Source organism: Pseudomonas sp. GW460-12-10-14-TSB1 (assembly GCF_017349775.1).
GTDB lineage: Bacteria > Pseudomonadota > Gammaproteobacteria > Pseudomonadales > Pseudomonadaceae > Aquipseudomonas > Aquipseudomonas piscium.
Genome location: NZ_JACNAC010000008.1, coordinates 120,029 through 142,643 on the forward strand (window position 1 = coordinate 120,029; position 22,615 = coordinate 142,643).

Consider the following 22,615-nt stretch of genomic DNA (forward strand, 5'->3'; position numbering starts at 1 on the left):
AACGCTGAGACAGGCTCCTGGCTAACGACAACCGGTGCAACCGGCGGGTTACTGCGATTTTCTGACCCGCAGATACCACTCGGACAGCAGTCGTACCTGTTTGTCGGTATAGCCGCGCTCGACCATTCGGGTAACGAAGTCGTTGTGTTTCTGTTGATCCTCTTTGCTGGCCTTGGCGTTGAAGCTGATGACCGGGAGCAGGTCCTCGGTGTTGGAGAACATTTTCTTCTCGATGACCACCCGCAGTTTTTCGTAGCTGAGCCAGGTCGGGTTCTTGCCGTTGTTGTTGGCTCGGGCTCGCAGCACGAAATTGACGATCTCGTTGCGGAAGTCCTTCGGATTGCTGATGCCGGCCGGTTTCTCGATTTTCTCCAGTTCTTCGTTGAGCGCGACCCGATTGAGGATCTCGCCGGTTTCCGGATCACGGTATTCCTGATCCTGAATCCAGAAGTCCGCATACAGCACATAGCGGTCGAAGATGTTCTGGCCGTATTCGCTGTAGGACTCCAGGTACGCGGTCTGGATTTCCTTGCCGATGAACTCGATATAGCGCGGAGCCAGGTATTCCTTCAGGAAGCGCAGGTAACGTTCGCGGGTTTCCGCCTGGAATTGCTCCTGTTCGATCTGTTGTTCAAGCACGTAGAGCAGGTGCACCGGGTTGGCCGCGATCTCGTGGGGATCGAAGTTGAAGACTTTCGACAGGATCTTGAAGGCGAAGCGGGTCGACAGACCATTCATGCCTTCATCCACGCCGGCGGCGTCGCGGTACTCCTGGATCGACTTGGCTTTCGGATCGGTGTCCTTGAGGTTCTCGCCGTCGTAGACGCGCATTTTCGAGTAGATGTTCGAGTTCTCCGGCTCTTTGAGGCGTGAGAGCACGGTGAACTGAGCGAGCATTTTCAGGGTGTCGGGAGCGCAATGCGCCCTGGACAGGGAGCTGTTGAACAGCAGTTTGTCGTAGATTTTGACTTCGTCGCTGACCCGTAGGCAGTACGGGACCTTGACGATGTAGATCCGGTCGATGAAGGCTTCGTTGTTCTTGTTGTTACGGAAGGTGTGCCATTCCGATTCGTTGGAGTGGGCCAGCAGGATGCCGGTGAAGGGGATCGCGCCCAGACCCTCGGTACTGTTGTAGTTGCCTTCCTGGGTGGCCGTCAGCAATGGGTGCAGCACCTTGATCGGTGCCTTGAACATTTCGACGAACTCCATCAGGCCCTGGTTGGCCCGGCACAGTGCGCCCGAGTAGCTGTAGGCATCGGCGTCGTTCTGCGGGAATTCTTCCAGCTTGCGAATATCGACCTTGCCCACCAGTGCGGAAATGTCCTGGTTGTTCTCGTCCCCCGGTTCGGTCTTGGCGACGGCGATCTGGTTGAGGATCGAGGGGTAGAGCTTGACCACCCGGAACTGGCTGATGTCGCCACCGAACTCGGACAGGCGCTTGGTGGCCCAGGGCGACATGATGGTGTTCAGGTAGCGCCGTGGAATACCGAAGTCTTCTTCGAGGATCGCGCCATCTTCCGTGGCGTTGAACAACCCAAGAGGCGATTCGAATACCGGGGAACCCTTGATGGCGTAGAAGGGCACCTTCTCGATCAGTTGTTTGAGTTTCTCGGCCAGGGATGATTTACCGCCACCGACGGGGCCGAGGAGGTAGAGGATCTGTTTCTTCTCTTCCAGGCCCTGAGCGGCATGGCGGAAATAGGAGACGATCTGGTCGATGCATTCTTCCATTCCATGGAAGTCTTCAAAGGCCGGATAGCGACGGATCACTTTGTTGGAGAAGATCCGTGACAGTCTCGAATTGGTCGACGTGTCCAGCAGCTCCGGTTCGCCGATAGCCAGAAGCAGGCGCTCGGCGGCCGACGCGTAGGCGCTGCGGTCCTTTTTGCAGAGCTCCAGGTACTCCTGTAGCGAGAACTCTTCCTGGCGTGTGGATTCGAAGCGTTGTTGGAAGTGGCTAAAAATACTCATGACGTCACCTCGCTCGATACGTGGAGCCGACGCCGGATCAGTCAGTCAAGTGCTGGCATGCAGCCGGGAGTCCGGCCGATGTTTACCCCCCAGAACACTTTCAAAGCTATCGACCTTGAAAGCTAGTACCGATGACCCGCACGCCGGTGTACCGGCTCTCCCCTGATTGGATGGCCTGAGGCTAAGGATAGTTCGGAATCGGGGAGGTAAAGGTGGAATACACAATTTGTTCAAGTGACCGTTCGTCGGTCGTGGCTCCAGCCCGCGAATGACGCGGGCTGGAGCGCAGAAAAATTATTCGGCGCTGCCCTGGGCAATTTCCGCAGGGTAGGTGGTCCGCCACAGTTCGAAGCCACCGTCCAGGCTGTAGACGTCGGAAAAGCCCTGGCTGATCAGGTAGGCCGCCGCGCTCTGGCTGGAGTTGCCGTGATAGCAGACAACCACCAGCGGGGCGTCGAGATCGGCATTGCGGATGAAGTCGGAGATGGAGTGGTTGTCCAGATGCAGTGAACCGCTGATGTGGTTCAAGGCAAAGGTCTGCGGATCGCGGATGTCGACCACCACGGCGCCTTGCTCGCGCAGTGCCTGGGCCTGTTCTGGGGGGATGCGTTTGAATTCGCTCATGGCGGGCTCCTGGGCCTGGTGGCAAGCGCCGTCTAGCGCTTGGCGGTGATTGGCATGGGTTCAGGGGAAGGTTGATTGGCCTGGGGTTTGATGTGGCCGTGGGCGTCGCATTCACACTCGAGGCGTTGGCCGGTGTCGACGTTCAGCAAGGTCAGGGCGCCGCCCCAGACGCAGCCGGTGTCGAGGGCGAATACGCCGGGCTCGTTGCAGTTGCCTTCGAGGGCGGCCCAGTGACCGAAGATGATTTTAACGTCCCGGGTCTTGCGTTCCTTGTGCTCGAACCAGGGGGCATAACCTGGTGGAGCAGTGTCCGGCCCTTCCTTGCTCTTGAGGTCGAGCTTGCCATCGCTGGTGCAGAAACGCATGCGGGTGAAATAGTTGGTGATCACCCGCAGACGGGTCACGCCTTTGAGCTCGCCGTCCCATTTTGTTGGATCGTTGCCGTACATACCGTCCAGATAGGGCTCGAAGCGGTTGTCGTCACGCAGCGCCTCTTCGACTTCGGTGGCGCACTTGATGGCCTTTTTCAGCGACCACTGTGGCGGTATCCCCGCGTGCACCAGGGCAACGTTGCGCTGTTCGTCATAGTGCATCAGCTTTTGCTGGCGCAGCCACTGGAGCAGCTCCTCGCAATCCGGCGCATTGAGGATCTCGTTCAGGGTATCGGCTTTCTTCAGCCGCTCGATGTTGCGCCAGGCGGCCAACAGGTGCAGGTCATGATTGCCCAGCACGCACACCAGGGAATCGCGCATGGCATAAAGAAAGCGCAGGGTTTCCAGGGACTGCGGGCCGCGGTTGACCAGGTCGCCGACCAGCCACAGGCGATCCTTGGTCGGGTCGAAAGAGACCTTTTCAAGCAGACACTGCAAAGGCCCCAGGCAGCCTTGCAGGTCGCCGACGGCGTAAGTCGTCATCAGTGCAGGGCTCCGGGCACGGCCAGGCGGAAGGGGGCGATGATGGCGTCGAAGTGTTTGCCGTCTTCGGCGAGCATCTGATAGCTGCCCTGCATGTTGCCGACGCGTGTGGTCATGACCGTGCCACTGCTGTAGGTGTGGCTTTTGCCCACGGCGATCAGCGGCTGTTGGCCGACGACGCCGGCACCGCGAACTTCCTCGACATGCCCGTCGCCATCGGTGATCACCCAGTGCCGAGAGAGCAGTTTGGCGGGCAGCAGGCCATTGTTCTGTACGGTGATGGTATAGGCGAAGGCAAAGCGGTTCTGCTCGGGTTGCGACTGTTCCGGGAGAAAGCGGGTGACGACGCTGACGTCGATCTGGTAGCGAGGATCGGACATGCAAGGGGCCTTAAAACGAAGCGGGACGCGGGACAAAGCTGATGGAGGTCAGTCTAGGCCAAGTATCGGGTAGTAAACCAGACATGGAGCCTGGCGTCTTACCCGATAACGCTGGTGGTGTGTCAGCTGGCGCTGGCAGTATCCGCGGCTTGTTCACTGAGCTTGTCGGCCAGGCGAACGAAGGCTGCCAGGTCCAGTTGCTCCGGACGCAGGCTGCCGTCGACGCCGGCGGCTTCGATCTCGGCGCTGGAGAGCAGGGCCTTGAGGGTATTGCGCAGGGTCTTGCGGCGCTGGTTGAAGGCTTCGCGGACGATGCGTTCCAGCAGGCGATGATCCTTGGCCGGATGCGGCAGTACCGCATGTGGCACCAGGCGGACGATCGCCGAATCGACTTTCGGTGGCGGATTGAAGGCGCCAGGGCCGACGTTGAACAGATGTTCCACGCGGCAGTGGTACTGGACCATGATCGACAGACGGCCCCAGTCACCACCGCCCGGGCCCGCGGCGAGGCGCTCGACCACTTCTTTCTGCAGCATGAAGTGCATGTCGCGGATCAGCCCGGCGTTCTGCAGCAGATGAAAGATCAGCGGGGTGGAGATGTTGTAGGGCAGGTTGCCGACCACGCGCAGGCTGCCGGGTTCGGCATTCAGGCTGTTGAAGTCGAACTTCAGGGCGTCGCCCTGGTGCAGGCTGAAATTGTCCCGGCCAGCAAACTGCTGGTTGAGGATCGGCACCAGGTCCTTGTCCAGCTCGACCACATCCAGTTGGGCGCCGCTGTTGAGCAGGCCCTCGGTCAAGGCGCCCTGGCCCGGGCCGATTTCCAGCATGCGGTCGCCGGACTTGGCATTGATGGAGCGTAGGATGCGGTCGATCACGCCGGCGTCATGCAGGAAGTTCTGGCCGAAGCGCTTGCGCGCCCGGTGTTGGTATTGCTCGGTCATAAACGGGTCTCGGCCATCTGGTAGGCGGTTTCCAGGGCGACTTTCAGGCTGCCGGTATCGATCTTGCCGCTGCCGGCCAGATCCAGGGCGGTGCCATGGTCGACCGAGGTGCGGATGATCGGCAGGCCCAGCGTCACGTTGACCGCGGCGCCGAAGCCTTTGTATTTCAGCACGGGCAGCCCTTGGTCATGGTACATCGCCAGCACTGCGTCGCAGTGCTCCAGATATTTGGGGGTAAACAGAGTGTCGGCGGGCAGCGGGCCGCGCAGGTCCATGCCTTCGTTGCGCAGACGCTCCAGGGTGGGTTCGATGATATCGATTTCTTCATGGCCCAGATGTCCGCCTTCGCCGGCATGTGGGTTGAGCCCACAGACCAGGATGCGTGGCTGGGCGATGCCGAATTTGTTGCGCAGGTCCGCATGCAGAATGCGTGTAACCCGCTCCAGGCGCTCCGGGGTAATGGCGTCGGCAATGTCCCGCAGGGGCAGGTGAGTGGTCACCAGGGCCACGCGCAGGCCATGGGTGGCCAGCATCATTACTACCTGTTCGGTGTGTGTCAGGTCGGCGAGAAACTCGGTATGGCCGGAAAAGGCGATGCCGGACTCGTTGATCACACCCTTGTGCACCGGGGCGGTAATCATGCCGTCGAAATGCCCATCCAGGCAGCCTTGGCCGGCCCGGGTCAGGGTTTCCAGAACGAACGCGGCATTGGCCTTGTCCAGCTGGCCTGCGACGACCTTGGCCGGCAGTGGGGTATCCCAGACATAGAGGCTGCCGGCGGCGGCCGGCTGGTTAGGCCAGTTGTCGGGGCCGACCGCAATCAGGCTGACGGCCACACCCAGCTGCGCGGCCCGCTCGGTAAGCAGGTCGCGGCTGGTGATGGCAATCAGGGGGTGTGGCTGCTGTTGCGAGGCGAGCAACAGGCACAGGTCGGGACCTATGCCGGCTGGCTCGCCGGGGGTGAGCGCGAAACGCTTGGGTTTCACTGGGCCGCCTGGTCAGCGCCAGGAAGCTTGATCTCGACGTAGGCTTCGTCACGAATCTGGCGCAGCCAGGTTTGCAGCTCTTCGTCGTATTTGCGATTGCGCAGCACAGTCATCGCTTGCTGTTCACGAGCCTGTGAGGTGCTGTCGGTGGCACGGCGGCCAAGGACTTCCAGTACGTGCCAGCCATAGGGGCTCTGGAACGGCTTGGACAGCTGACCTTGCGGAGTCTTGGCCATCACGTCGCGGAACTCGGGCACCAGGGCGTTCGGGTCGATCCAGCTGAGGTCGCCACCGTTGAGGGCGGAACCCGGATCTTCCGAGTAGCTCTTCGCCAGTTCGGCAAAATCTTCGCCGGCTTCGATGCGCTCGTAGAGCTTCTGGGCCAGGCGTTTGGTTTCTTCTTCGCTGCGAATTTCACTTGGCTTGATCAGGATGTGACGGACATGCACTTCGTCACGCACCTGATTGCCGCCGCCACGTTTCTCCAACAGCTTCAGGATGATGAAGCCGCCTGGAGTGCGGGCTGGCTGAGTGATATCACCCACCGCCATGGCGCTCAGTTCGCGGTCGAACGGAGGGGGCAGTTGAGCGGCTTTACGCCAGCCCATGTCGCCGCCTTCCAGGGCGTTGTCGCTGCCCGAGCGGGCGATGGCCAGTTGAGCAAAGTCGGCGCCTTGCTTGAGCTGCTGATAGATGTCCATGGCCTGGCGCGCGGCGCTCTGAATCGCTTCGGAGTTGGCGCTTTCCGGGGTAGGAATCAGGATATTGGCCAGGTGCAGTTCTTCGGACAGCTGCATCTTGCCCAGGTCGGAGGCGAGGAAGTTCTTCACTTCCTGCTCTGAGACCTGAATGCGTTCGGCAACACGGCGCTGGCGCACACGGCTGATGATCATCTCACGGCGAATCTGCTCACGGGCGTCCTGATAGGACAGGCCATCACGAGCCAGGGCGGCGCGGAACTGATCGGGCGTCATGTTGTTGCGTTGAGCGATGGTGCCGACGGCCTGGTTCAGTTCTTCATCGGTAATGCGGATGCCGGAACGTTCGCCGATCTGCAGTTGCAGGTTTTCGACGATCAGGCGCTCCAGTACCTGCTGGTTCAGGACTTCGGCGGGAGGCATGCCTCCGCCGCGCTTGGCGATGGTTTGCTGAACTTCGTGAACCCGTTGGTCCAGCTGGCTCTGCATGACCACGTCGTTATCGACGATGGCTACCACTTTGTCGATGGGTTGTACCGCGGCGCTCGCCGCAGTACCCAGGAACAACGCGCCCAGCATCAGCGGGCGCAGACAATCAGAAAGCTTGGTCTTCACGTTCACGGTAACCTTGAATGCCTTTGTCGAGGAAGCTCTCTACCTTGGCGCCGGTAAGGCCGCCGAGTCCTTTCAGGACGATTTGCAGGAAGATGCCATGGTCGCCTTTCTCGTTCTGCGGGGCGTCTTGACTGGTTTCGTCATACTTGACCCAGTAACGGTTGATCAGGCGCAGTTTCCAGCAGCAGTTGTCGTATTCGAAACCACCGAAGGCATCGAGGGTACGGTTGCGGTTGTAGTCGTACTGCCAGCGGCTGATCAGGTTCCATTGCGGCACGATCGGCCAGATCACCGAGAAGTCGTGCTGCTTGATCTTGTAGTAGTCCTTCACGTACCCAGGTTGCCCTGGAGTGCCATAGTCGCCACCGCCCACAGACCATTTACCCGTGGACTGGTCGTAACGAACCAGGTCGTTGCGATAGCGATAACCGGCGTTGATGACCTTGTTCGGGTTGTCTTCCGGCTGGTAGTGGAACATCGCGCTACCGGAACGAGGGCTGCGAGTATCCGGATCCCAGTTGTAGTCGGCAGTGGTGCGCCAGTCGCGGTTCCAGCGGTACTCGTATTCCAGCGCATAAGGCGAAACGTTGGAGTGCGCGTCGTCGCGGGTTTTCGCATCGATACCTGGCAACTGGACTTCGCGGTCCTTGAAGTACAAGGCCTGGCCGACGCTGATGCGTTGGCGTTCAAAGCCGTTTTCTTCGATCCAGCGGTTGGTGACGCCGAGAGACAGCTTGTTCTCGTCGCCTACACGGTCCGAGCCGGAGAAGCGGTTGTCACGGAACAGCGACGAGTAGTTGAAAGTGGACTCGCTGGTGTCGAATACCGGGATATCGCTCTGGTCTTTCTCGGGTACGTAGAGATAGTAGAGGCGTGGCTCCAAGGTCTGACGATAGTTCTTGCCGAACCATTGGGTGTTGCGGTCGAAGTACAGGCCGCTGTCGATACTGGCGATCGGCACGCCGCGGTTCTGATTGCTGCTGTAAGTGCCGTTCAGACGATCCTGTTCCGCGGTTTGGTTGGCCACCTGGCTTTTGCCGATACTGTCCAGATCCAGATCGTACTGGGTGTACTGATACTTGAGGGACGGTTTCAGGAAACCATAAGTCCAGTTCAGGGGAAGGCTCATGGTTGGTGCGAGATTCAGGCGATTGCCATTGGCGCGAGCTAAACCTGTGATGTTACGGTCGAGTCGCGGCGAGCCGACGCCATTCTCATCAAAGAACGTCCCGTTTTGCAGGTCGCGATCAAACCGGACGATCTCGGTTTCATATCTGAAGTCCAGCCCGCCCGGATGCTGCGGCAAGAAACCATTCAAGGTGATCTGCGGCAGGCGGTTGTAAGGCGTGATGTTGGAAACCGTGGCCAGTTCATAGGCTTGAGCATTGAGCCGCGCGGTATAGGTATCGCCGCGGTAGGTCACTGCGCCCTGCTGGTTGATGTAATCACGGCTTTCCACACCGATCTGGTCAGTCTGCAGATCCTGGAAGTAGTACGGATCGCTGATCTTGGTGTAGTCGACCTCGGTCATTACCCGCGAATCGAGCCCGCCTTTGTGCTGCCAGTTGTACATGTAGCGGGTTTTTTCGTAGTCCGACTGCAGCTTGCGGTCGTCGTTGTCGTCGTTGAGGTACGCCGCGCCGAACTGACCTTCGCTGGACTTGGTCAGGTAGCGGAATTCGCCTTCCATCAACATACCGCGCTTGCTCATGTAGCGCGGGTACAACGTGGCGTCGTAGTTTGGCGCCAGGTTGAAGTAGTACGGGGTGACCAGCATGAAGCCGGTATCGCTGCCGCTGCCGATGGTCGGCGGCAGGAAGCCGGATTGGCGACGGTCGTCGATCGGGAAATAGATGTACGGCGTGTACAGGATCGGAATGTCCTTGACGCGCAACGTCACGTTGGTCGCGGTACCGAAGCCGGTCGCCGGGTTCAGGGTGATGTTGTTGCCCTTGAGCTGCCAGGCGTTGCTGCTCGGTTCGCACGTGGTGTACGTACCATCCTTGAGGCGGATGATCGCGTTCTCTGCACGTTTGGCGTACAGCGCGTTACCGCGGATGCGCGATTTGTGCATCACGTATTCGGCGTTGTCGACCTTGGCCTCACCGGTGTCCAGTTGCACGTCGGCATGATCGCCGACCAGCAGGGCGCCGTTGTCGCGCAGGCGGACGTTGCCGCTCAGCTCGCCACGGTTCTCGGCCTGGTACAGGTTGGCCTCGTCGGCCTCGACCTGCATGCTGCCCTGGCGCATGACCACGTCACCGGCCAGGGTAGCGATCTGCTGCTCCTGCTGATAACGCGAAGCCTTGGCGCCGATAAAGGTCGGAGCGTCACTTTTATTCGTCTTGTCATTCATGCCAGGACGAATCGGTTCGATATAAGCACCAGCGCAGTAAGGACCGGTCTCGGCCAATTGGGCGGCGGTGAGCTTCTCGCGCGGAACCCAGTCGAGGTGACTGTAGTCTTCGCTGCGAGACTTCATGCCGCGACCCTTGGACTCGGTAACCAGCATCGGCTTGGCGCCGGTGTCTTCGCTGGTTTCACCGCCTTCGGCCGATGTAGCGGTGCTCGAACTGACCGCGCTCGCGTCGTGCACGGGGCGCGGAGGCAGTTGAGCAGCGCTGGTTTTCGGCGCGCAGTCCCAGCCGCCCGAAGCAGAGACTGAGCAGTCATACTGTTCTGCGGCGACCACGAACGAAGTGGCTAGGGGTTGCAGGGCCAGCAGACTGCCAGTAACCAACAACGGAAATTTTTTACGAAACGCGGGGGATTTCAATGCCATCTTATTAGTCCGGGCTTCCTGCGTGCCATCTGCCCGCGGTGTGGGCCGCACGCCTCTCGATGGTCTGAAAAAGATGCTGGATAATAAAGCATGACCCGCTTGACGGCTAGCGCCGTCGGAGACCCTTGCAATGCCTGACCAAGATGTACGCTTGCAACACCTGAAAGTTTGGCTCGATGAGCAGTTGTCGATTGTTTATGCCTCCAACGGTTGGGGCCCCGTGCCCCCGGCCACATTGACCGCGGCCAGCAGCGACGCGAGTTTCCGGCGGTATTTCCGCTGGGAAGGCGAAGGCCGCAGCTTTGTGGTGATGGATGCTCCACCGCCCCAGGAAAACTGCAAACCCTTCGTGGATATCGCCCATCTGTTGGCAAAATCCGCAACCAATGTGCCGAAAATTTATGCAGAAGATTTGCCGCGCGGCTTTCTTTTGCTCAATGACCTGGGCAACAAGACCTATCTGGACGTGATCGACGGCGAAAATGCCGACGCCCTGTTCAAGGATGCGCTGCAAACCTTGCTGGCTTTCCAGCAGTTGCCGATGGATGCGCCGTTGCCCAGTTATGATGTCGCTTTGCTGCGTCGAGAGCTGGAACTGTTCCCCGAGTGGTACGTGGGGCGCGAGCTGGGCGTCGAGCTGAATGAGCGTCAGCGTGGCCAATGGCAGCGGGTCAGCGAACTGTTGATCGACAGCGCCCTGGCCCAACCCAAGGTGCTGGTGCATCGTGACTATATGCCGCGCAACCTGATGCTCAGCGAGCCCAATCCGGGCGTGCTGGATTTCCAGGACGCGGTCTACGGCCCGGTGACCTATGACGTCACCTGCCTGTTCAAGGACGCCTTTCTCAGCTGGCCGGAAGCGCGGGTGCGCAGCTGGCTGGAGGACTACTGGCAGCAAGCGTCCCGGCTGGGGATCGCGGTACAGCCCGATTTCGAGGATTTCCTCCGCGCCAGCGACCTGATGGGCGTACAGCGCCATCTCAAGGTGATCGGGATCTTCGCGCGGATCTGCCACCGCGACGGCAAGCCCCGCTACCTGGGTGACGTGCCGCGTTTCTTCGCTTATATAGAGGCCGTCCTGGCTCGCCGGCCGGAGCTGGCGGAGTTGGGCGAACTGCTGGCCAGTCTGCGGCAACCGGTCGGAGCCTGTGTATGAAGGCAATGATTCTGGCCGCGGGCAAGGGTGAACGGATGCGCCCCTTGACCCTGACCACGCCCAAGCCATTGATCCGCGCCGCCGGTGTGCCGCTGATCGAGTACCACCTGCGGGCACTGGCCCGGGCGGGCTTTACCGAGATCGTCATCAACCACGCCTGGCTGGGGCAGCAGATCGAGGATCATCTGGGCGATGGCTCACGCTTTGGCTTGAGCATCCGCTATTCGCCGGAGGGCGAGCCGCTGGAAACCGGTGGCGGTATTTTCCGCGCCTTGCCATTGCTGGGTGACGAGGCCTTCCTGGTGGTCAACGGCGATGTCTGGACCGATTACGATTTTCGCCTGCTGAACCGGCCGATGGCCGCGATGGCGCACTTGGTGCTGGTGGATAACCCGGCTCACCACACCGCTGGGGATTTCATCCTCAGCGATGATGCCCGGGTGCGGGACGCCGAGCCGGGTTCGCAGACCCTGACCTACAGTGGTATTGCGGTGCTGCATCCGGATCTGTTCCAGGGCTGTACACCGGGCGCATTCAAACTGGCGCCCCTACTGCGCAAGGCCATGGCCGATGGACAGGTCAGCGGCGAGCGTTTGCAGGGACACTGGGTCGATGTCGGGACCCATGAGCGCTTGGCGGAAGTCGAAACCTTGTTAGAAGCGAGTCACTAATATGTTGTGGCCAGGGACTCTGATCGGAGCCGGGGCTGGCTTTGCCATAGCCAGTATCCCGGGGGCCATGCTGGGAGCGTTGTTAGGGCAGGCACTGGACCGGCGCCTGCAACTGCATAGCTGGGCCCAGTTGCGTGAGCGGCTGGGCGGTCGACCGGCGCTGCGCAACGATGAACTGCTGTTCGTACTCTTGGGGCGGTTGGCGAAAAGCGATGGCCGGGTGGTCGACGGGCATATCCAGCAGGCGCGCCTGGAAATGCGCTCGCTGGATATGAGCGAAGCCGCGCAGCGCCGCGCCATTGCCGCGTTCAATCGGGGCAAGTCGGGTAACGATCGGCTGCGGGGCTACCTGCGACGCCTGGCGGAGCAGCCTTATGCCGCCGAGGGTGTATTGCGCGCGTGCTGGCGGATGGTCTGGGCCGATGGTCGGGCCAGCACCGCCGAGCGCGAGCTGATCCAGCTCTGGGGCAAGTGGCTGGGCTGGACCTCGCAGCAGGTACAGGCGTTGGCGGCGGACTATGAGCCGAGCAAAAAACCGTTGGCCAATAGCAGTGGCACCTATCAGGAAGCATTGCGCCTGCTGGGTGTCTCCGCAACCAGCGAACCTTCGCAGATCAAGCGGGCTTATCGGCGCCTGCTCAGTCGCCATCACCCGGACAAGATTGCCGGCAGCGGTGCAAGCCCGTTGCAGGTGCGTGAAGCCACGGAGAAAACCCGTGAGCTGCACAGCGCTTATGCACTGATCCGCGAGCGTCGGGATTTTCGATAGAGGGAAATGCCCCACGCCCGGCCTCGCTCCCTGTCAAAAAAACAGGAGCGGGGCCGGGTGTGGTCTCAGTCTTGTGAGGGTTGCGGGCTCAGCCAGCCGCGTACGCGTCTGAACAACTGCTCGTTTTCAGCCGTGCTGTTGCCCGGCAGGGCGTTGAGCGAGATCTGGGTGAAGTTGGCGTTCTTCAGGCGTTTGCTGGCCTGCAGGCGTTCCAGGGCGCTCTTGCGCGCCTGCACGTTGTCCTTGTAGAAAAAATCGGCGGTCGCCAGCTTCAGGGTCGGCGTCAGTTCCGCCAGTCCGGGTTTGCCGATGGACGGGGTCTGGGCGGCCACCAGTACCAGCTTTTGAATCTCCGGCGGCTGTTTTTCGCTCAGGTAGCGCGTGGCCCAGTAGGCGCCGCTGCCATGACCCAGCAACACAATGCTGCGGGCGTTCTGCTGCTGGGCGTAGGTCACCGCGGCGTCGATACGGGTAAAGATTCGCTCGGCGTCGGCCTTGGCCTGTTCTTCGCTGCTCTCTACCACCGCGCGATCGGCAATCTCGGCTTCGCCACCGGCGGCCTGCTCGATTGGCTTGGGCGCTGCCGTGGCGGCATCTTTGCTGCTAGTGTCGGCGGTCGCGGGCGCAGGTTCGGCCTCGACGATGCGCGGTTGCGCCGCATCGCTCTGCAGGTCGGGCAAGGTCAGGCTCAGGCTGCTCCAGTCGGCATCCGGCAATCTGTTGCGTAAAGGGCCGATTGCCTGAGGCCAGTCGGCGGTTTCGCCTGCGCCGGGGATGATAATCACCGCGCCCTTGGGGTCGCTGGTGTTGGCCGGTTTCCACAGCGCCAGAAAGCTCTCGCTGCCGGCTTGCAGTGACTGTTGTTCGCCGGCTGGCACGACGCGCTCGAGGGCCGCGGCATCTTCCTGGCTACGCTCAAGGAGCGGCTGGCGTTCGGCCGGTTTTTCCGCGGCAGCCTGTTCTGCCGGGGTGGGTTGCGGATCGGCCGCCTCGACCGAAAAGGCACAAGGCAGGATCAGCGACAGGCACAATGCGGGCAGTGCCGAGCGGTGGACAAGGGGCATCGGTTATTCCAGGCCAGAAGTAATCCCGGCAGCCTAATGGGTTGGTCAGTATTTGTCAGTGTGTGAGACTTCAGATGATGCGTTTTCGCTGCCTGCTGGTTATCGGCTGTATCTGCCTTCCCTTGATGGCCTGGGCGGTGCCTGCGCCGCATATCGCCCAGGCGCAGTGGAACCCTACTCAGCAGCAGTGGCTGGAGCAGCACCGGGAACTGCGGGTCGGCGTGGTGCTCCAGGCTCCCTACGCCCAGTACGACCGGCGGCTGCAACGCTTGTCCGGCGCCAATATCGAATTGATGCAGTGGCTGGCCCGGGCGATGAAGGTCGAGTTGAGCTGGCGCAACTTTGCCGATCAGGCGCAGCTGGAAGCCGCGGTGCGCGCCGGTGAAGTCGACATGGCCCCGGGCCTGAGCCAGACCCCGGCCGGCCTGCGGCTCTGGCAGTTTTCCGACCCCTATATGCGCGTGCCGCAACTGGTGGTCGGCGAGCAGAAGGGCGCCGGCGCGGTGGAGCTGGAGAAGCTCGACAGCCAGACCCGCGTGGCGGTGCGCATGCCCAGCGCGGTGGCGGACTACCTGCGCGCGACCTATTCCAACCTCAATCTGCAGGGCGTGCCCCTGGAACGCCAGGCCCTGCAATTGCTGCTCAGCCAGCAGGCGCGTTATGCGGTGATCGATGAGGCGCAGCTCAGTCGTTTGTCGGCGGAGCCGGAGTTCGCCGGCCTGGCGGTGGTGGGCGATATTGGCCTGCCGCAACTGCTGCGGGTGGCGACCCGGCGCGACTGGCCCGAGCTTGCGGACATAGTGCAGCGCGCCTTGCATGGTATCGCCGCCAAGGACCTGGAGCAGCTGCACAATCGCTGGCTGCAGCCCAAGTATCCGCGGCTGAGCGAGTCCCGCGGCTTCTGGCAGAACCTTAGCCTGTTGCTGGCTGTGCTGTTGTTGGCGAGCATCGCCATCGTTATCTGGCAGCGTCGCCAGCAACAGGCGCTCGAGCAGCGGTTGTTGACCACCCGCGAGGACCTGGCCCGGCGCGAGGCCAGTGAAGAGGCCTTGCGCCTGACCCAGTTTTCCATCGACCAGAGTACGGTGGGCATTCTCTGGGTCAACTGGGACAGTCATGTGCGCTACGCCAACCGCGCGGCTGAAAGCATGCTGGGCTATGCGCCGGGGGTGGTGGTCGACCGGCCGTTGAGCGACTTCGAACCCAACCTGAACATGGATCGCTGGCTTGGCCTGTGGAAGCGCGCCCGGGCCAGCGAGGACGCGCCGCCCAGCTTCGAGACCCAGTGTGTCCGCGCCGACGGCAGCATCCTGCCGGCCGATGTGTCGCTGAGCTTTCTGCGCTTTCGCGATGGCGAGTACCTGGTGGTTTATCTCACTGACGTTACCGAGCGCCGTCGTGCGCTGGCCGCCCTGCAGGAAAGTGAAGCGCGGTTGCAGGGGATCGCCGCCAACGTGCCGGGGCTGGTGTTCCGCCTGGAGCGGGCGCCGGTGACCGGGCAGATCGATTTCGCCTACATCAGCGAAGGCAGCGAGAGCCTGGTGGGTTACTCCCCGGCAACCCTCAGCCACCGCGACATAGGGCTGCGCAGCCTGGTGCACCCGGAGGACCGGGCCAGCTATCACCAGACCCAGGACCATGCCCTGGATACCGACAGCGACTGGTCCTGGCAGGGGCGGATCCTGACCCGGCAGGGCGAACAGCGCTGGGCGGAAATCAAGGCCATCACCCGCCAGCTCGAGGACGGCGCCTATGTCTGGGACGGCATCGTCTGGGACATCAGCGAAAGCAAGCGTATCGAACTGGAGTTGGCCAGTTCCCGGGAGCAACTGCGCGAGCTGTCGGCGCACCTGGAAAGCGTGCGCGAAGAGGAAAAGGCCCGCATCGCTCGGGAGGTGCACGACGAATTGGGGCAGATGCTTACGGTGCTCAAGCTGGAGACCTCGATGTGCGAGTTGGCCTACGCGCAGCTCGATCCGGGGCTGCACGAGCGCCTGAATAGCATGAAACGCCTGATCGCCCAGCTGTTCCAGCTGGTGAGGGATGTGGCCACGGCCTTGCGCCCGCCGATTCTCGATGCCGGGATTGCGTCGGCCATCGAGTGGCAGGCGCGGCGTTTCGAGGCGCGCACGCAGATTCCTTGTCTGGTACAGGTACCGGACAATCTGCCGGTGCTCAGCGACGCCAAGGCCATCGGTCTGTTCCGCATCCTCCAGGAGGCGCTGACCAACGTGATGCGCCATGCACAGGCGCATACTGTTGAACTGACCCTGAGTCTCGAGCACGACCAGCTGTGCATGACCATCAGCGATGACGGCCAGGGTTTTGTGGTCGAGGCCGGGCGGCCGACGTCCTTCGGTCTGGTGGGCATGCGCGAGCGGGTACTGATCATGGGCGGCAGCCTGACCCTGGACAGTCAGCTGGGCGAGGGCACCACCTTGAGCGTTACTGTGCCGCTGGACCTGTAGGCGCGAGCAGACTCACTGCTGCAGAGAACATCACTAATAAGAAGAGGTACGAGCTGTGATCCGTGTACTGGTAGCCGAAGACCACACCATCGTTCGCGAAGGCATCAAGCAGTTGATCGGCCTGGCCAAGGACCTGACGGTGGCGGGGGAGGCGAGCAATGGCGAGCAGTTGCTGGAAACCCTGCGCCACGTGCCTTGCGAGGTGGTGCTGCTGGATATTTCCATGCCTGGCGTCAACGGCCTGGAGGCGATCCCGCGGATTCGCGCGCTGAACAATCCGCCGGCGATCCTGGTGCTGTCGATGCACGATGAAGCGCAGATGGCGGCCCGGGCGCTGAAGGTCGGGGCGGCCGGTTATGCCACCAAGGACAGCGACCCGGCGCTGCTGCTGACGGCGATCCGCAAGGTGGCGGCGGGCGGGCGTTATATCGATCCGGAACTGGCTGATCGGATGGTCTTCGAAGTCGGTCTGACGGATACCCGGCCCCTGCATTCCCTGCTTTCGGAGCGCGAGTTTTCCGTGTTCGAGCGGCTGGCCCAGGGCGCCAACGTCAACGATATCGCCCAGCAGCTGGCCTTGAGCAGCAAGACCATCAGTACCCACAAGGCGCGGCTGATGCAGAAGCTCAACATCACCTCCCTGGCCGAGCTGGTGAAGTACGCGATGGAACACAAGCTGCTTTGATTGCGAGGGCTGCCAGCCGCGACATATTCATTTGCGACACTCAAACCGGCTCATGGCCATGATCCCCGTCGGGCCTCTGCGGGGACTTGTCCAATCGCGCCATCCTTGTAGGGCAATCCCTACAAGGAACCTTCCATCCGGCTGAGGCCAATCTCTCATACCCCCCGATTTGCGCGGCTTGCGGCCTCCACTAGGCTTAGTCCACAGCCGTCAAAAAACAAAAGGTGTGGGTATGAGCGAGGTCGATTCAAGCGCTGGGGCGAGTGATGTACTGGTCAGTTTCCGTGGTGTGCAAAAGAGCTACGACGGCGAAAACCTGATCGTCAAAGACCTCAACCTGGAAATTCGCAAAGGCGAGTTCCTTACCCTGCTCGGGCCATCCGGTTCCGGCAAGACCACCAGCCTGATGATGCTGGCCGGCTTCGAGACCCCGACCGCCGGCGAGATCCAGCTGGCCGGGCGGGCGATCAACAACGTGCCGCCGCACAAGCGGGATATCGGCATGGTGTTCCAGAACTATGCGTTGTTCCCGCACATGACCGTAGCCGAGAACCTGGCGTTCCCGCTGTCGGTGCGTGGCCTGAGCAAGACTGACATCAGCGAGCGGGTCAAACGCGTGCTGAGCATGGTCCAGCTCGAGTCCTTCGCCCAGCGTTATCCGGCGCAACTGTCCGGTGGCCAGCAGCAGCGGGTGGCCCTGGCCCGGGCGCTGGTGTTCGAGCCGCAGCTGGTGCTGATGGACGAACCCCTCGGCGCGCTGGACAAACAGCTGCGCGAACACATGCAGATGGAAATCAAGCACCTGCACCAGCGCCTCGGCGTCACCGTGGTCTACGTGACCCACGACCAGGGCGAAGCCCTGACCATGTCCGATCGGGTCGCGGTATTCCATCAGGGCGAAATCCAGCAGATCGCCCCGCCACGGACCCTTTACGAAGAGCCGAAGAACACCTTCGTCGCCAACTTCATCGGCGAGAACAATCGTCTCAACGGCCGCCTGCACAGCCACAGCGGCGACCGCTGCGTGGTCGAGCTGGGGCGTGGCGAGAAGGTCGAGGCGCTGGCGGTCAACGTCGGCAAGACCGGCGAGCCGGTGACCCTGTCGATTCGTCCGGAACGCGTGAGCCTCAACGGCTCCAGCGAAAGCTGTGTCAACCGCTTCTCAGGGAGGGTGGCGGAATTCATCTATCTGGGCGACCACGTCCGGGTTCGCCTGGAAGTCTGTGGCAAGACCGACTTCTTCGTGAAACAGCCGATTGCCGAGCTCGATCCTGCGCTGGCGGTGGGCGATGTGGTTCCGCTTGGCTGGCAGGTCGAGCACGTTCGCGCGCTCGACCCACTTCTAGAGGCGCATTGATCGCCCCCTTGCTTCACCAACCCTGCACGTGGAGAGAACAATAAATGTTGAGATCCCTGAAATTCACCGCTTTGACATTGGGCCTGATGGGCGCGGCGCACGCGATGGCGGCGGGCCCGGACCTGACCGTGGTGTCCTTTGGCGGGGCGAACAAGGCGGCTCAGGTCAAAGCCTTCTATGCCCCCTGGGAGGCGGCAGGCAACGGCAAGATAGTCGCTGGCGAATACAACGGTGAGATGGCCAAGGTCAAAGCCATGGTCGACACCAAGAGCGTGTCCTGGGACCTGGTGGAGGTTGAATCGCCGGAGCTGTCCCGCGGTTGCGACGAAGACATGTTCGAGCAACTCGATCCCGAGTTGTTCGGCAAGGCCGAGGATTACGTCAAGGGCGCGATCCAGCCTTGCGGCGTGGGTTTCTTCGTCTGGTCGACCGTCCTGGCCTATAACGCCGACAAGCTGAAAACCGCGCCGACCAGCTGGGTGGATTTCTGGGATACCAAGAAATTCCCGGGCAAGCGCGGCCTGCGCAAGGGCGCCAAGTACACCTTGGAATTCGCCCTGATGGCCGACGGCGTGGCCCCCAAGGATGTGTACAAGGTGCTGGCCGGCAAGGACGGTCAGGATCGCGCCTTCAAGAAGCTCGATGAGCTCAAGCCAAGCATTCAGTGGTGGGAAGCCGGTGCCCAGCCGCCGCAGTACCTGGCTTCCGGTGACGTGGTCATGAGCTCGGCCTACAACGGCCGGATCGCCGCAGTACAGAAGGAAAGCAACCTGAAGGTCGTGTGGAACGGCGGTATCTACGACTTCGACGCCTGGGCCATTCCGAAGGGCCTGGACAAGACCCGCGCCGAAGCAGCGAAGAAATTCATCGCGTTCTCGGTGCAGCCGCAGCAGCAGAAGACCTACTCGGAAAACATCGCCTACGGTCCGGCCAACACCCAGGCAGTCCCGCTGCTGGCCAAGGACATCCTGAAAGATATGCCGACCACCCCGGAAAACATCGCCAACCAGGTGCAGATCGACGTCAGCTTCTGGGCTGACAACGGCGAGCAGCTGGAGCAGCGTTTCAACTCGTGGGCGGCCAAGTAAGGCGTCATGCATGGGCGGCGTCACCCCGTGGGTGACGCCGTTACCGTTTAAAGATTTGCGGAGTTCGTCATGGCCATTAGCGTTCCCCTGAACGAGGTCACCAGCCCCAGCCTCAAGCAGCGCCTGGCGCGTGCCGAGCGGGTCAACCGCTGGAAGGCACAAGCCTTGATAGCGCCTCTGGTGCTGTTCCTGCTGCTGGTGTTTCTCGTGCCTATCGCAGCGCTGCTGTACAAGAGCGTCGGCAACCCGGAAGTGGTCGAAGGCATGCCGCGCACCGTGGTCGCCGTGGCCGGTTGGGACGGACGCGGCCTGCCGGCCGAGCCGGTGTACAAGGCGCTGAGCGAAGACCTGGCCGAAGCGCGCAAGCATCAAACCCTGGGCGACCTGTCCAAGCGACTGAACATGGAGTTGGCCGGCTATCGCAGCCTGCTGACCAAAACCGCTCGTTCCCTGCCGTTCAAGGAGGAGCCGGCTTCCTATAAGGAAGCGCTGGAAGCCATCGACGAGCGCTGGGGCGACCCGGCCTACTGGCAGGCGGTACGCCGTAATACCAGCAGCCTGACCCCGTTCTACCTGCTGGCCGCCGTCGACCATCGGATCGACGACCTGGGGGAGATCGCCCCGGCGACCCCTGACCAGGCCATCTACCTGGATATCTTCGCCCGGACCTTCTGGATGGGCCTGGTGATTACCGGCATCTGCCTGGTGCTGGCTTACCCGCTGGCGTACCTGCTGGCCAACCTGCCGGCGCGCCAGAGCAACCTGCTGATGATTCTGGTGCTGCTGCCGTTCTGGACTTCGATCCTGGTGCGTGTGGCGGCGTGGATCGTGCTGCTGCAATCGGGCGGCCTGATCAACAGTGCGCTGATGGCCATGGGCGTGATCGACAAGCCGCTGGAGCTGGTGTTCAACCGCACCGGGGTCTACATCTCCATGGTGCACATCCTGCTGCCGTTCATGATCCTGCCGATCTACAGCGTGATGAAAGGCATCTCGCCGACCTATATGCGCGCGGCGATTTCCCTCGGCTGCCACCCGTTCGCCAGTTTCTGGCGGGTGTATTTCCCACAGACCTATGCCGGCGTCGGCGCCGGTTGCCTGTTGGTATTCATCCTCGCCATCGGCTACTACATCACCCCGGCGCTGCTGGGCAGCCCGAACGACCAGATGGTCAGCTACTTCGTCGCCTTCTACACCAACACCAGCATCAACTGGGGCATGGCGACCGCGCTGGGCGGCCTGCTGCTGTTGGCGACCATCGTGCTGTATCTGATCTACAGCTGGCTGGTGGGCGCCAGTCGCCTGCGCCTGAGCTAAGGAGAGAATCGAAATGCTGAGCCCTTACATGTCGCCCGTCGAGCGGGTCTGGTTCTACAGCTTGCGGATTCTCTGCGGCTTGATCCTGTTGTTCCTGATCCTGCCGGTGCTGGTGATAGTGCCATTGTCGTTCAATTCGGGCAGCTTCCTGGTGTACCCGCTGCAAGGCTTCTCGCTGCAGTGGTATCACGACTTCTTCGGCTCGGCGGAATGGATGCGCGCCCTGAAGAACAGCATCATCGTCGCCCCGGCGGCGACGGTGCTGGCGATGGTCTTCGGCACGCTGGCGGCGATCGGCCTGACCCGCGGCGACTTCCCCGGCAAGGCGCTGGTGATGGCGCTGGTGATTTCGCCGATGGTGGTGCCGGTGGTGATCATCGGCGTGGCCAGCTACCTGTTCTTCGCGCCCCTGGGCATGGGGAACAGCTTCTTCTCGCTGATCATCGTCCACGCCGTGCTGGGTGTGCCTTTCGTGATCATCACGGTCTCGGCCACCTTGCAGGGCTTCAACCAGAACCTGGTGCGGGCCGCGGCCAGCCTCGGTGCTTCGCCGCTGACGGCGTTCCGCCGGGTGACCCTGCCGTTGATCGCGCCGGGGGTGATCAGCGGCGCGCTGTTCGCCTTTGCCACCTCGTTCGATGAAGTGGTGGTCACGCTGTTCCTCGCCGGCCCCGAGCAAGCCACCTTGCCTCGGCAGATGTTCAGCGGTATCCGCGAAAACCTCAGCCCGACCATCGCCGCCGCAGCGACGCTGCTGATCGCCTTCTCGGTGATTCTGCTGCTGACCCTGGAATGGCTGCGCGGTCGCAGCGAAAAACTGCGCACCGCCTCGGTCTGACAGCCCCGGCCAGATCGCTCCCGCGCCGGTCGGGGGAGCGGTCTGTTGCGGTATTCATCGCTGAAATAGCAGACAACCCCGAATCCCCAGCTACTCTTGTGCCAGCTCCCACCTTTATAAGAGGCCGCGCACATGAGTCTTTCCTCTTTCAAAATCGCCCACAAACTGCTCACTGGTTCTGCCGCCATCGAGCAACTGTCCACCGAACTGAGCCGCCTGGATGTCGATAACCCGCTGATCGTCACCGATGCCGCGCTGGTCAAGTCCGGCACCGTGGAGCTGGCGCTGGCGCAGCTGGGCGGGCGTGACTACGAGATTTTCGACCGGGTGCTGCCCGATCCGGAAATCGCCATCGTCGAAGACTGCATGCAGGTTTACCGCGAAGGCGGGCACGACGGGCTGATCGGCCTGGGCGGCGGCAGTGCCATCGATATCGCCAAAAGTGTCGCGGCCTACGCCGGTTATCACGGCGCGCTGGAAGACCTGTTCGGTATCGACCAGGTGCCGCGCAAGGGGCCGCCGCTGATCGCCATCCCCACCACGGCCGGCACTGGCTCCGAAGTCACCAATGTGGCGATTCTCTCGGACAAGGTCGCGCAGCTGAAAAAGGGCATTGTCAGCGACTATCTGTTGCCGGATGTGGCGCTGGTCAGCCCGCAAATGACCCTGACCTGCCCGCGCAGCGTCACTGCCGCCAGCGGTGTCGATGCCCTGGTGCATGCCATCGAGTCCTACCTGTCGCTCAACGCCTCACCCATCACCGACTCCCTGGCCATTGGTGCCATCCGGCTGATCGTCCAGGCGCTGCCCAAGGCCTACGCCAATCCTGCCCACCTGCAGGCTCGTGAAGACATGGCCACCGCCAGCCTGATGGCCGGCATGGCCTTCGGCAACGCCGGGGTTGGTGCGGTGCATGCCCTGGCCTATCCGCTGGGCGGGCGTTTCAACATCGGTCATGGCGTCAGCAATGCCTTGCTGCTGCCGTACGTCATGACCTGGAACAAGATGGCCTGTGTCGAGCGCATGCAGGATATCGCCGAGGCCATGGGGGTGAATACCGCTCATTTGAGCGCGGCCGAGGCTGCCGACAAGGCCGTCGAGGCCATGACCCAGCTTTGCGCCGCGGTGGAGATTCCATCGGGGCTGCGCAGCTTCGGGGTACCGGAGGAGGCCATTCCGTCCATGGCGGTGGAGGCCGCGGGGATCGAGCGCCTGATGCGCAATAACCCGCGCAGGTTGAGTCCGGGCGATATAGAGAAGATCTATCGCGCGGCTTACTGATCATCGCAGT

Annotated in this window: 19 protein-coding genes; 10 read left to right on the forward strand and 9 right to left on the reverse strand. The window is 62.0% G+C overall.

Translation table 11 applies throughout. The features are described 5' to 3' along the window. Positions 1–48: 48 nt before the first annotated feature. The 8 genes from J4D52_RS08010 to J4D52_RS08045 all read right to left on the reverse strand — a co-directional run bounded on the left by J4D52_RS08010 (position 49) and on the right by J4D52_RS08045 (position 9,911). Positions 49–1,971: a PrkA family serine protein kinase gene (locus J4D52_RS08010; RefSeq protein WP_025807357.1), complete on the reverse strand. Its 1,923-nt coding sequence runs from the start codon at positions 1,969–1,971 to the stop codon at positions 49–51. Between the two features lie 294 nt (positions 1,972–2,265). Then, on the reverse strand, positions 2,266–2,595 hold the full coding sequence (glpE, locus tag J4D52_RS08015; protein WP_009045885.1) for a thiosulfate sulfurtransferase GlpE: 330 nt from the start codon (positions 2,593–2,595) through the stop codon (positions 2,266–2,268). Between the two features lie 32 nt (positions 2,596–2,627). Continuing rightward, positions 2,628–3,509: a symmetrical bis(5'-nucleosyl)-tetraphosphatase gene (locus J4D52_RS08020; RefSeq protein ID WP_102676388.1), complete on the reverse strand. Its 882-nt coding sequence runs from the start codon at positions 3,507–3,509 to the stop codon at positions 2,628–2,630. After that, entirely contained in the window at positions 3,509–3,889 is a 381-nt protein-coding gene (gene apaG / locus J4D52_RS08025; RefSeq protein ID WP_025807359.1) for a Co2+/Mg2+ efflux protein ApaG, read from the reverse strand. Before apaG ends, J4D52_RS08020 begins: the two co-directional genes overlap by 1 nt. A 122-nt stretch (positions 3,890–4,011) precedes the next feature. After that, positions 4,012–4,830 (reverse strand): 16S rRNA (adenine(1518)-N(6)/adenine(1519)-N(6))-dimethyltransferase RsmA, encoded by an 819-nt coding sequence (rsmA, locus tag J4D52_RS08030; RefSeq protein ID WP_025807360.1) that lies wholly within the window; start codon positions 4,828–4,830, stop codon positions 4,012–4,014. Continuing rightward, entirely contained in the window at positions 4,827–5,816 is a 990-nt protein-coding gene (pdxA, locus tag J4D52_RS08035; RefSeq protein ID WP_025807361.1) for a 4-hydroxythreonine-4-phosphate dehydrogenase PdxA, read from the reverse strand. The genes rsmA and pdxA overlap by 4 nt, the downstream gene beginning before the upstream one ends. Next, a complete protein-coding gene (gene surA / locus J4D52_RS08040) occupies positions 5,813–7,129 on the reverse strand; it encodes a peptidylprolyl isomerase SurA (RefSeq protein WP_036998109.1) in 1,317 nt (438 codons plus the stop codon). Before surA ends, pdxA begins: the two co-directional genes overlap by 4 nt. Further along, positions 7,110–9,911 carry an LPS-assembly protein LptD gene (locus J4D52_RS08045; protein ID WP_025807363.1) on the reverse strand — a complete coding sequence of 934 codons (2,802 nt, stop codon included), beginning with the start codon at positions 9,909–9,911 and terminating at the stop codon, positions 7,110–7,112. The genes surA and J4D52_RS08045 overlap by 20 nt, the downstream gene beginning before the upstream one ends. Before the next feature lie 130 nt (positions 9,912–10,041). Between J4D52_RS08045 and J4D52_RS08050 the strand changes: the two genes are divergently transcribed. From J4D52_RS08050 to J4D52_RS08060, 3 genes are read left to right on the forward strand one after another with little or no spacing between them, the layout of a single operon-like run. Then, entirely contained in the window at positions 10,042–11,067 is a 1,026-nt protein-coding gene (locus tag J4D52_RS08050; protein ID WP_025807364.1) for an aminoglycoside phosphotransferase family protein, read from the forward strand. After that, a complete protein-coding gene (murU, locus tag J4D52_RS08055) occupies positions 11,064–11,738 on the forward strand; it encodes an N-acetylmuramate alpha-1-phosphate uridylyltransferase MurU (protein WP_063433204.1) in 675 nt (224 codons plus the stop codon). Before J4D52_RS08050 ends, murU begins: the two co-directional genes overlap by 4 nt. A 1-nt stretch (position 11,739) precedes the next feature. After that, the gene (locus J4D52_RS08060; protein ID WP_025807366.1) at positions 11,740–12,507 is read left to right on the forward strand and encodes a TerB family tellurite resistance protein; all 768 of its coding nucleotides are present in this window, start codon (positions 11,740–11,742) and stop codon (positions 12,505–12,507) included. A 65-nt stretch (positions 12,508–12,572) separates the two neighbouring features. Here J4D52_RS08060 and J4D52_RS08065 read toward each other — a convergent pair whose 3' ends face one another. Beyond that, positions 12,573–13,571 carry an alpha/beta hydrolase family protein gene (locus J4D52_RS08065; RefSeq protein ID WP_063433203.1) on the reverse strand — a complete coding sequence of 333 codons (999 nt, stop codon included), beginning with the start codon at positions 13,569–13,571 and terminating at the stop codon, positions 12,573–12,575. 74 nt (positions 13,572–13,645) lie between these two features. On the opposite strand from J4D52_RS08065, the gene J4D52_RS08070 reads away from it, so the two are divergent. The 7 genes from J4D52_RS08070 to J4D52_RS08100 all read left to right on the forward strand — a co-directional run bounded on the left by J4D52_RS08070 (position 13,646) and on the right by J4D52_RS08100 (position 22,605). Continuing rightward, positions 13,646–16,039, forward strand: coding sequence for a PAS domain S-box protein (locus J4D52_RS08070; protein ID WP_063433202.1), 2,394 nt, complete (start codon positions 13,646–13,648; stop codon positions 16,037–16,039). A gap of 55 nt (positions 16,040–16,094) precedes the next feature. Next, positions 16,095–16,724, forward strand: a complete 630-nt coding sequence (locus J4D52_RS08075) for a response regulator transcription factor (RefSeq protein WP_025807370.1) — start codon at positions 16,095–16,097, stop codon at positions 16,722–16,724. 232 nt (positions 16,725–16,956) lie between these two features. Beyond that, positions 16,957–18,081, forward strand: coding sequence for an ABC transporter ATP-binding protein (locus tag J4D52_RS08080; RefSeq protein ID WP_009051151.1), 1,125 nt, complete (start codon positions 16,957–16,959; stop codon positions 18,079–18,081). Between the two features lie 44 nt (positions 18,082–18,125). Beyond that, positions 18,126–19,169: an ABC transporter substrate-binding protein gene (locus J4D52_RS08085; protein ID WP_063433201.1), complete on the forward strand. Its 1,044-nt coding sequence runs from the start codon at positions 18,126–18,128 to the stop codon at positions 19,167–19,169. A 69-nt stretch (positions 19,170–19,238) separates the two neighbouring features. After that, positions 19,239–20,486 carry an ABC transporter permease gene (locus tag J4D52_RS08090; protein ID WP_102676387.1) on the forward strand — a complete coding sequence of 416 codons (1,248 nt, stop codon included), beginning with the start codon at positions 19,239–19,241 and terminating at the stop codon, positions 20,484–20,486. A gap of 13 nt (positions 20,487–20,499) precedes the next feature. Then, entirely contained in the window at positions 20,500–21,324 is an 825-nt protein-coding gene (locus J4D52_RS08095; protein ID WP_025807372.1) for an ABC transporter permease, read from the forward strand. Between the two features lie 132 nt (positions 21,325–21,456). Next, positions 21,457–22,605, forward strand: coding sequence for an iron-containing alcohol dehydrogenase (locus J4D52_RS08100; RefSeq protein WP_025807373.1), 1,149 nt, complete (start codon positions 21,457–21,459; stop codon positions 22,603–22,605). The last annotated feature ends 10 nt before the right edge of the window (positions 22,606–22,615 follow it).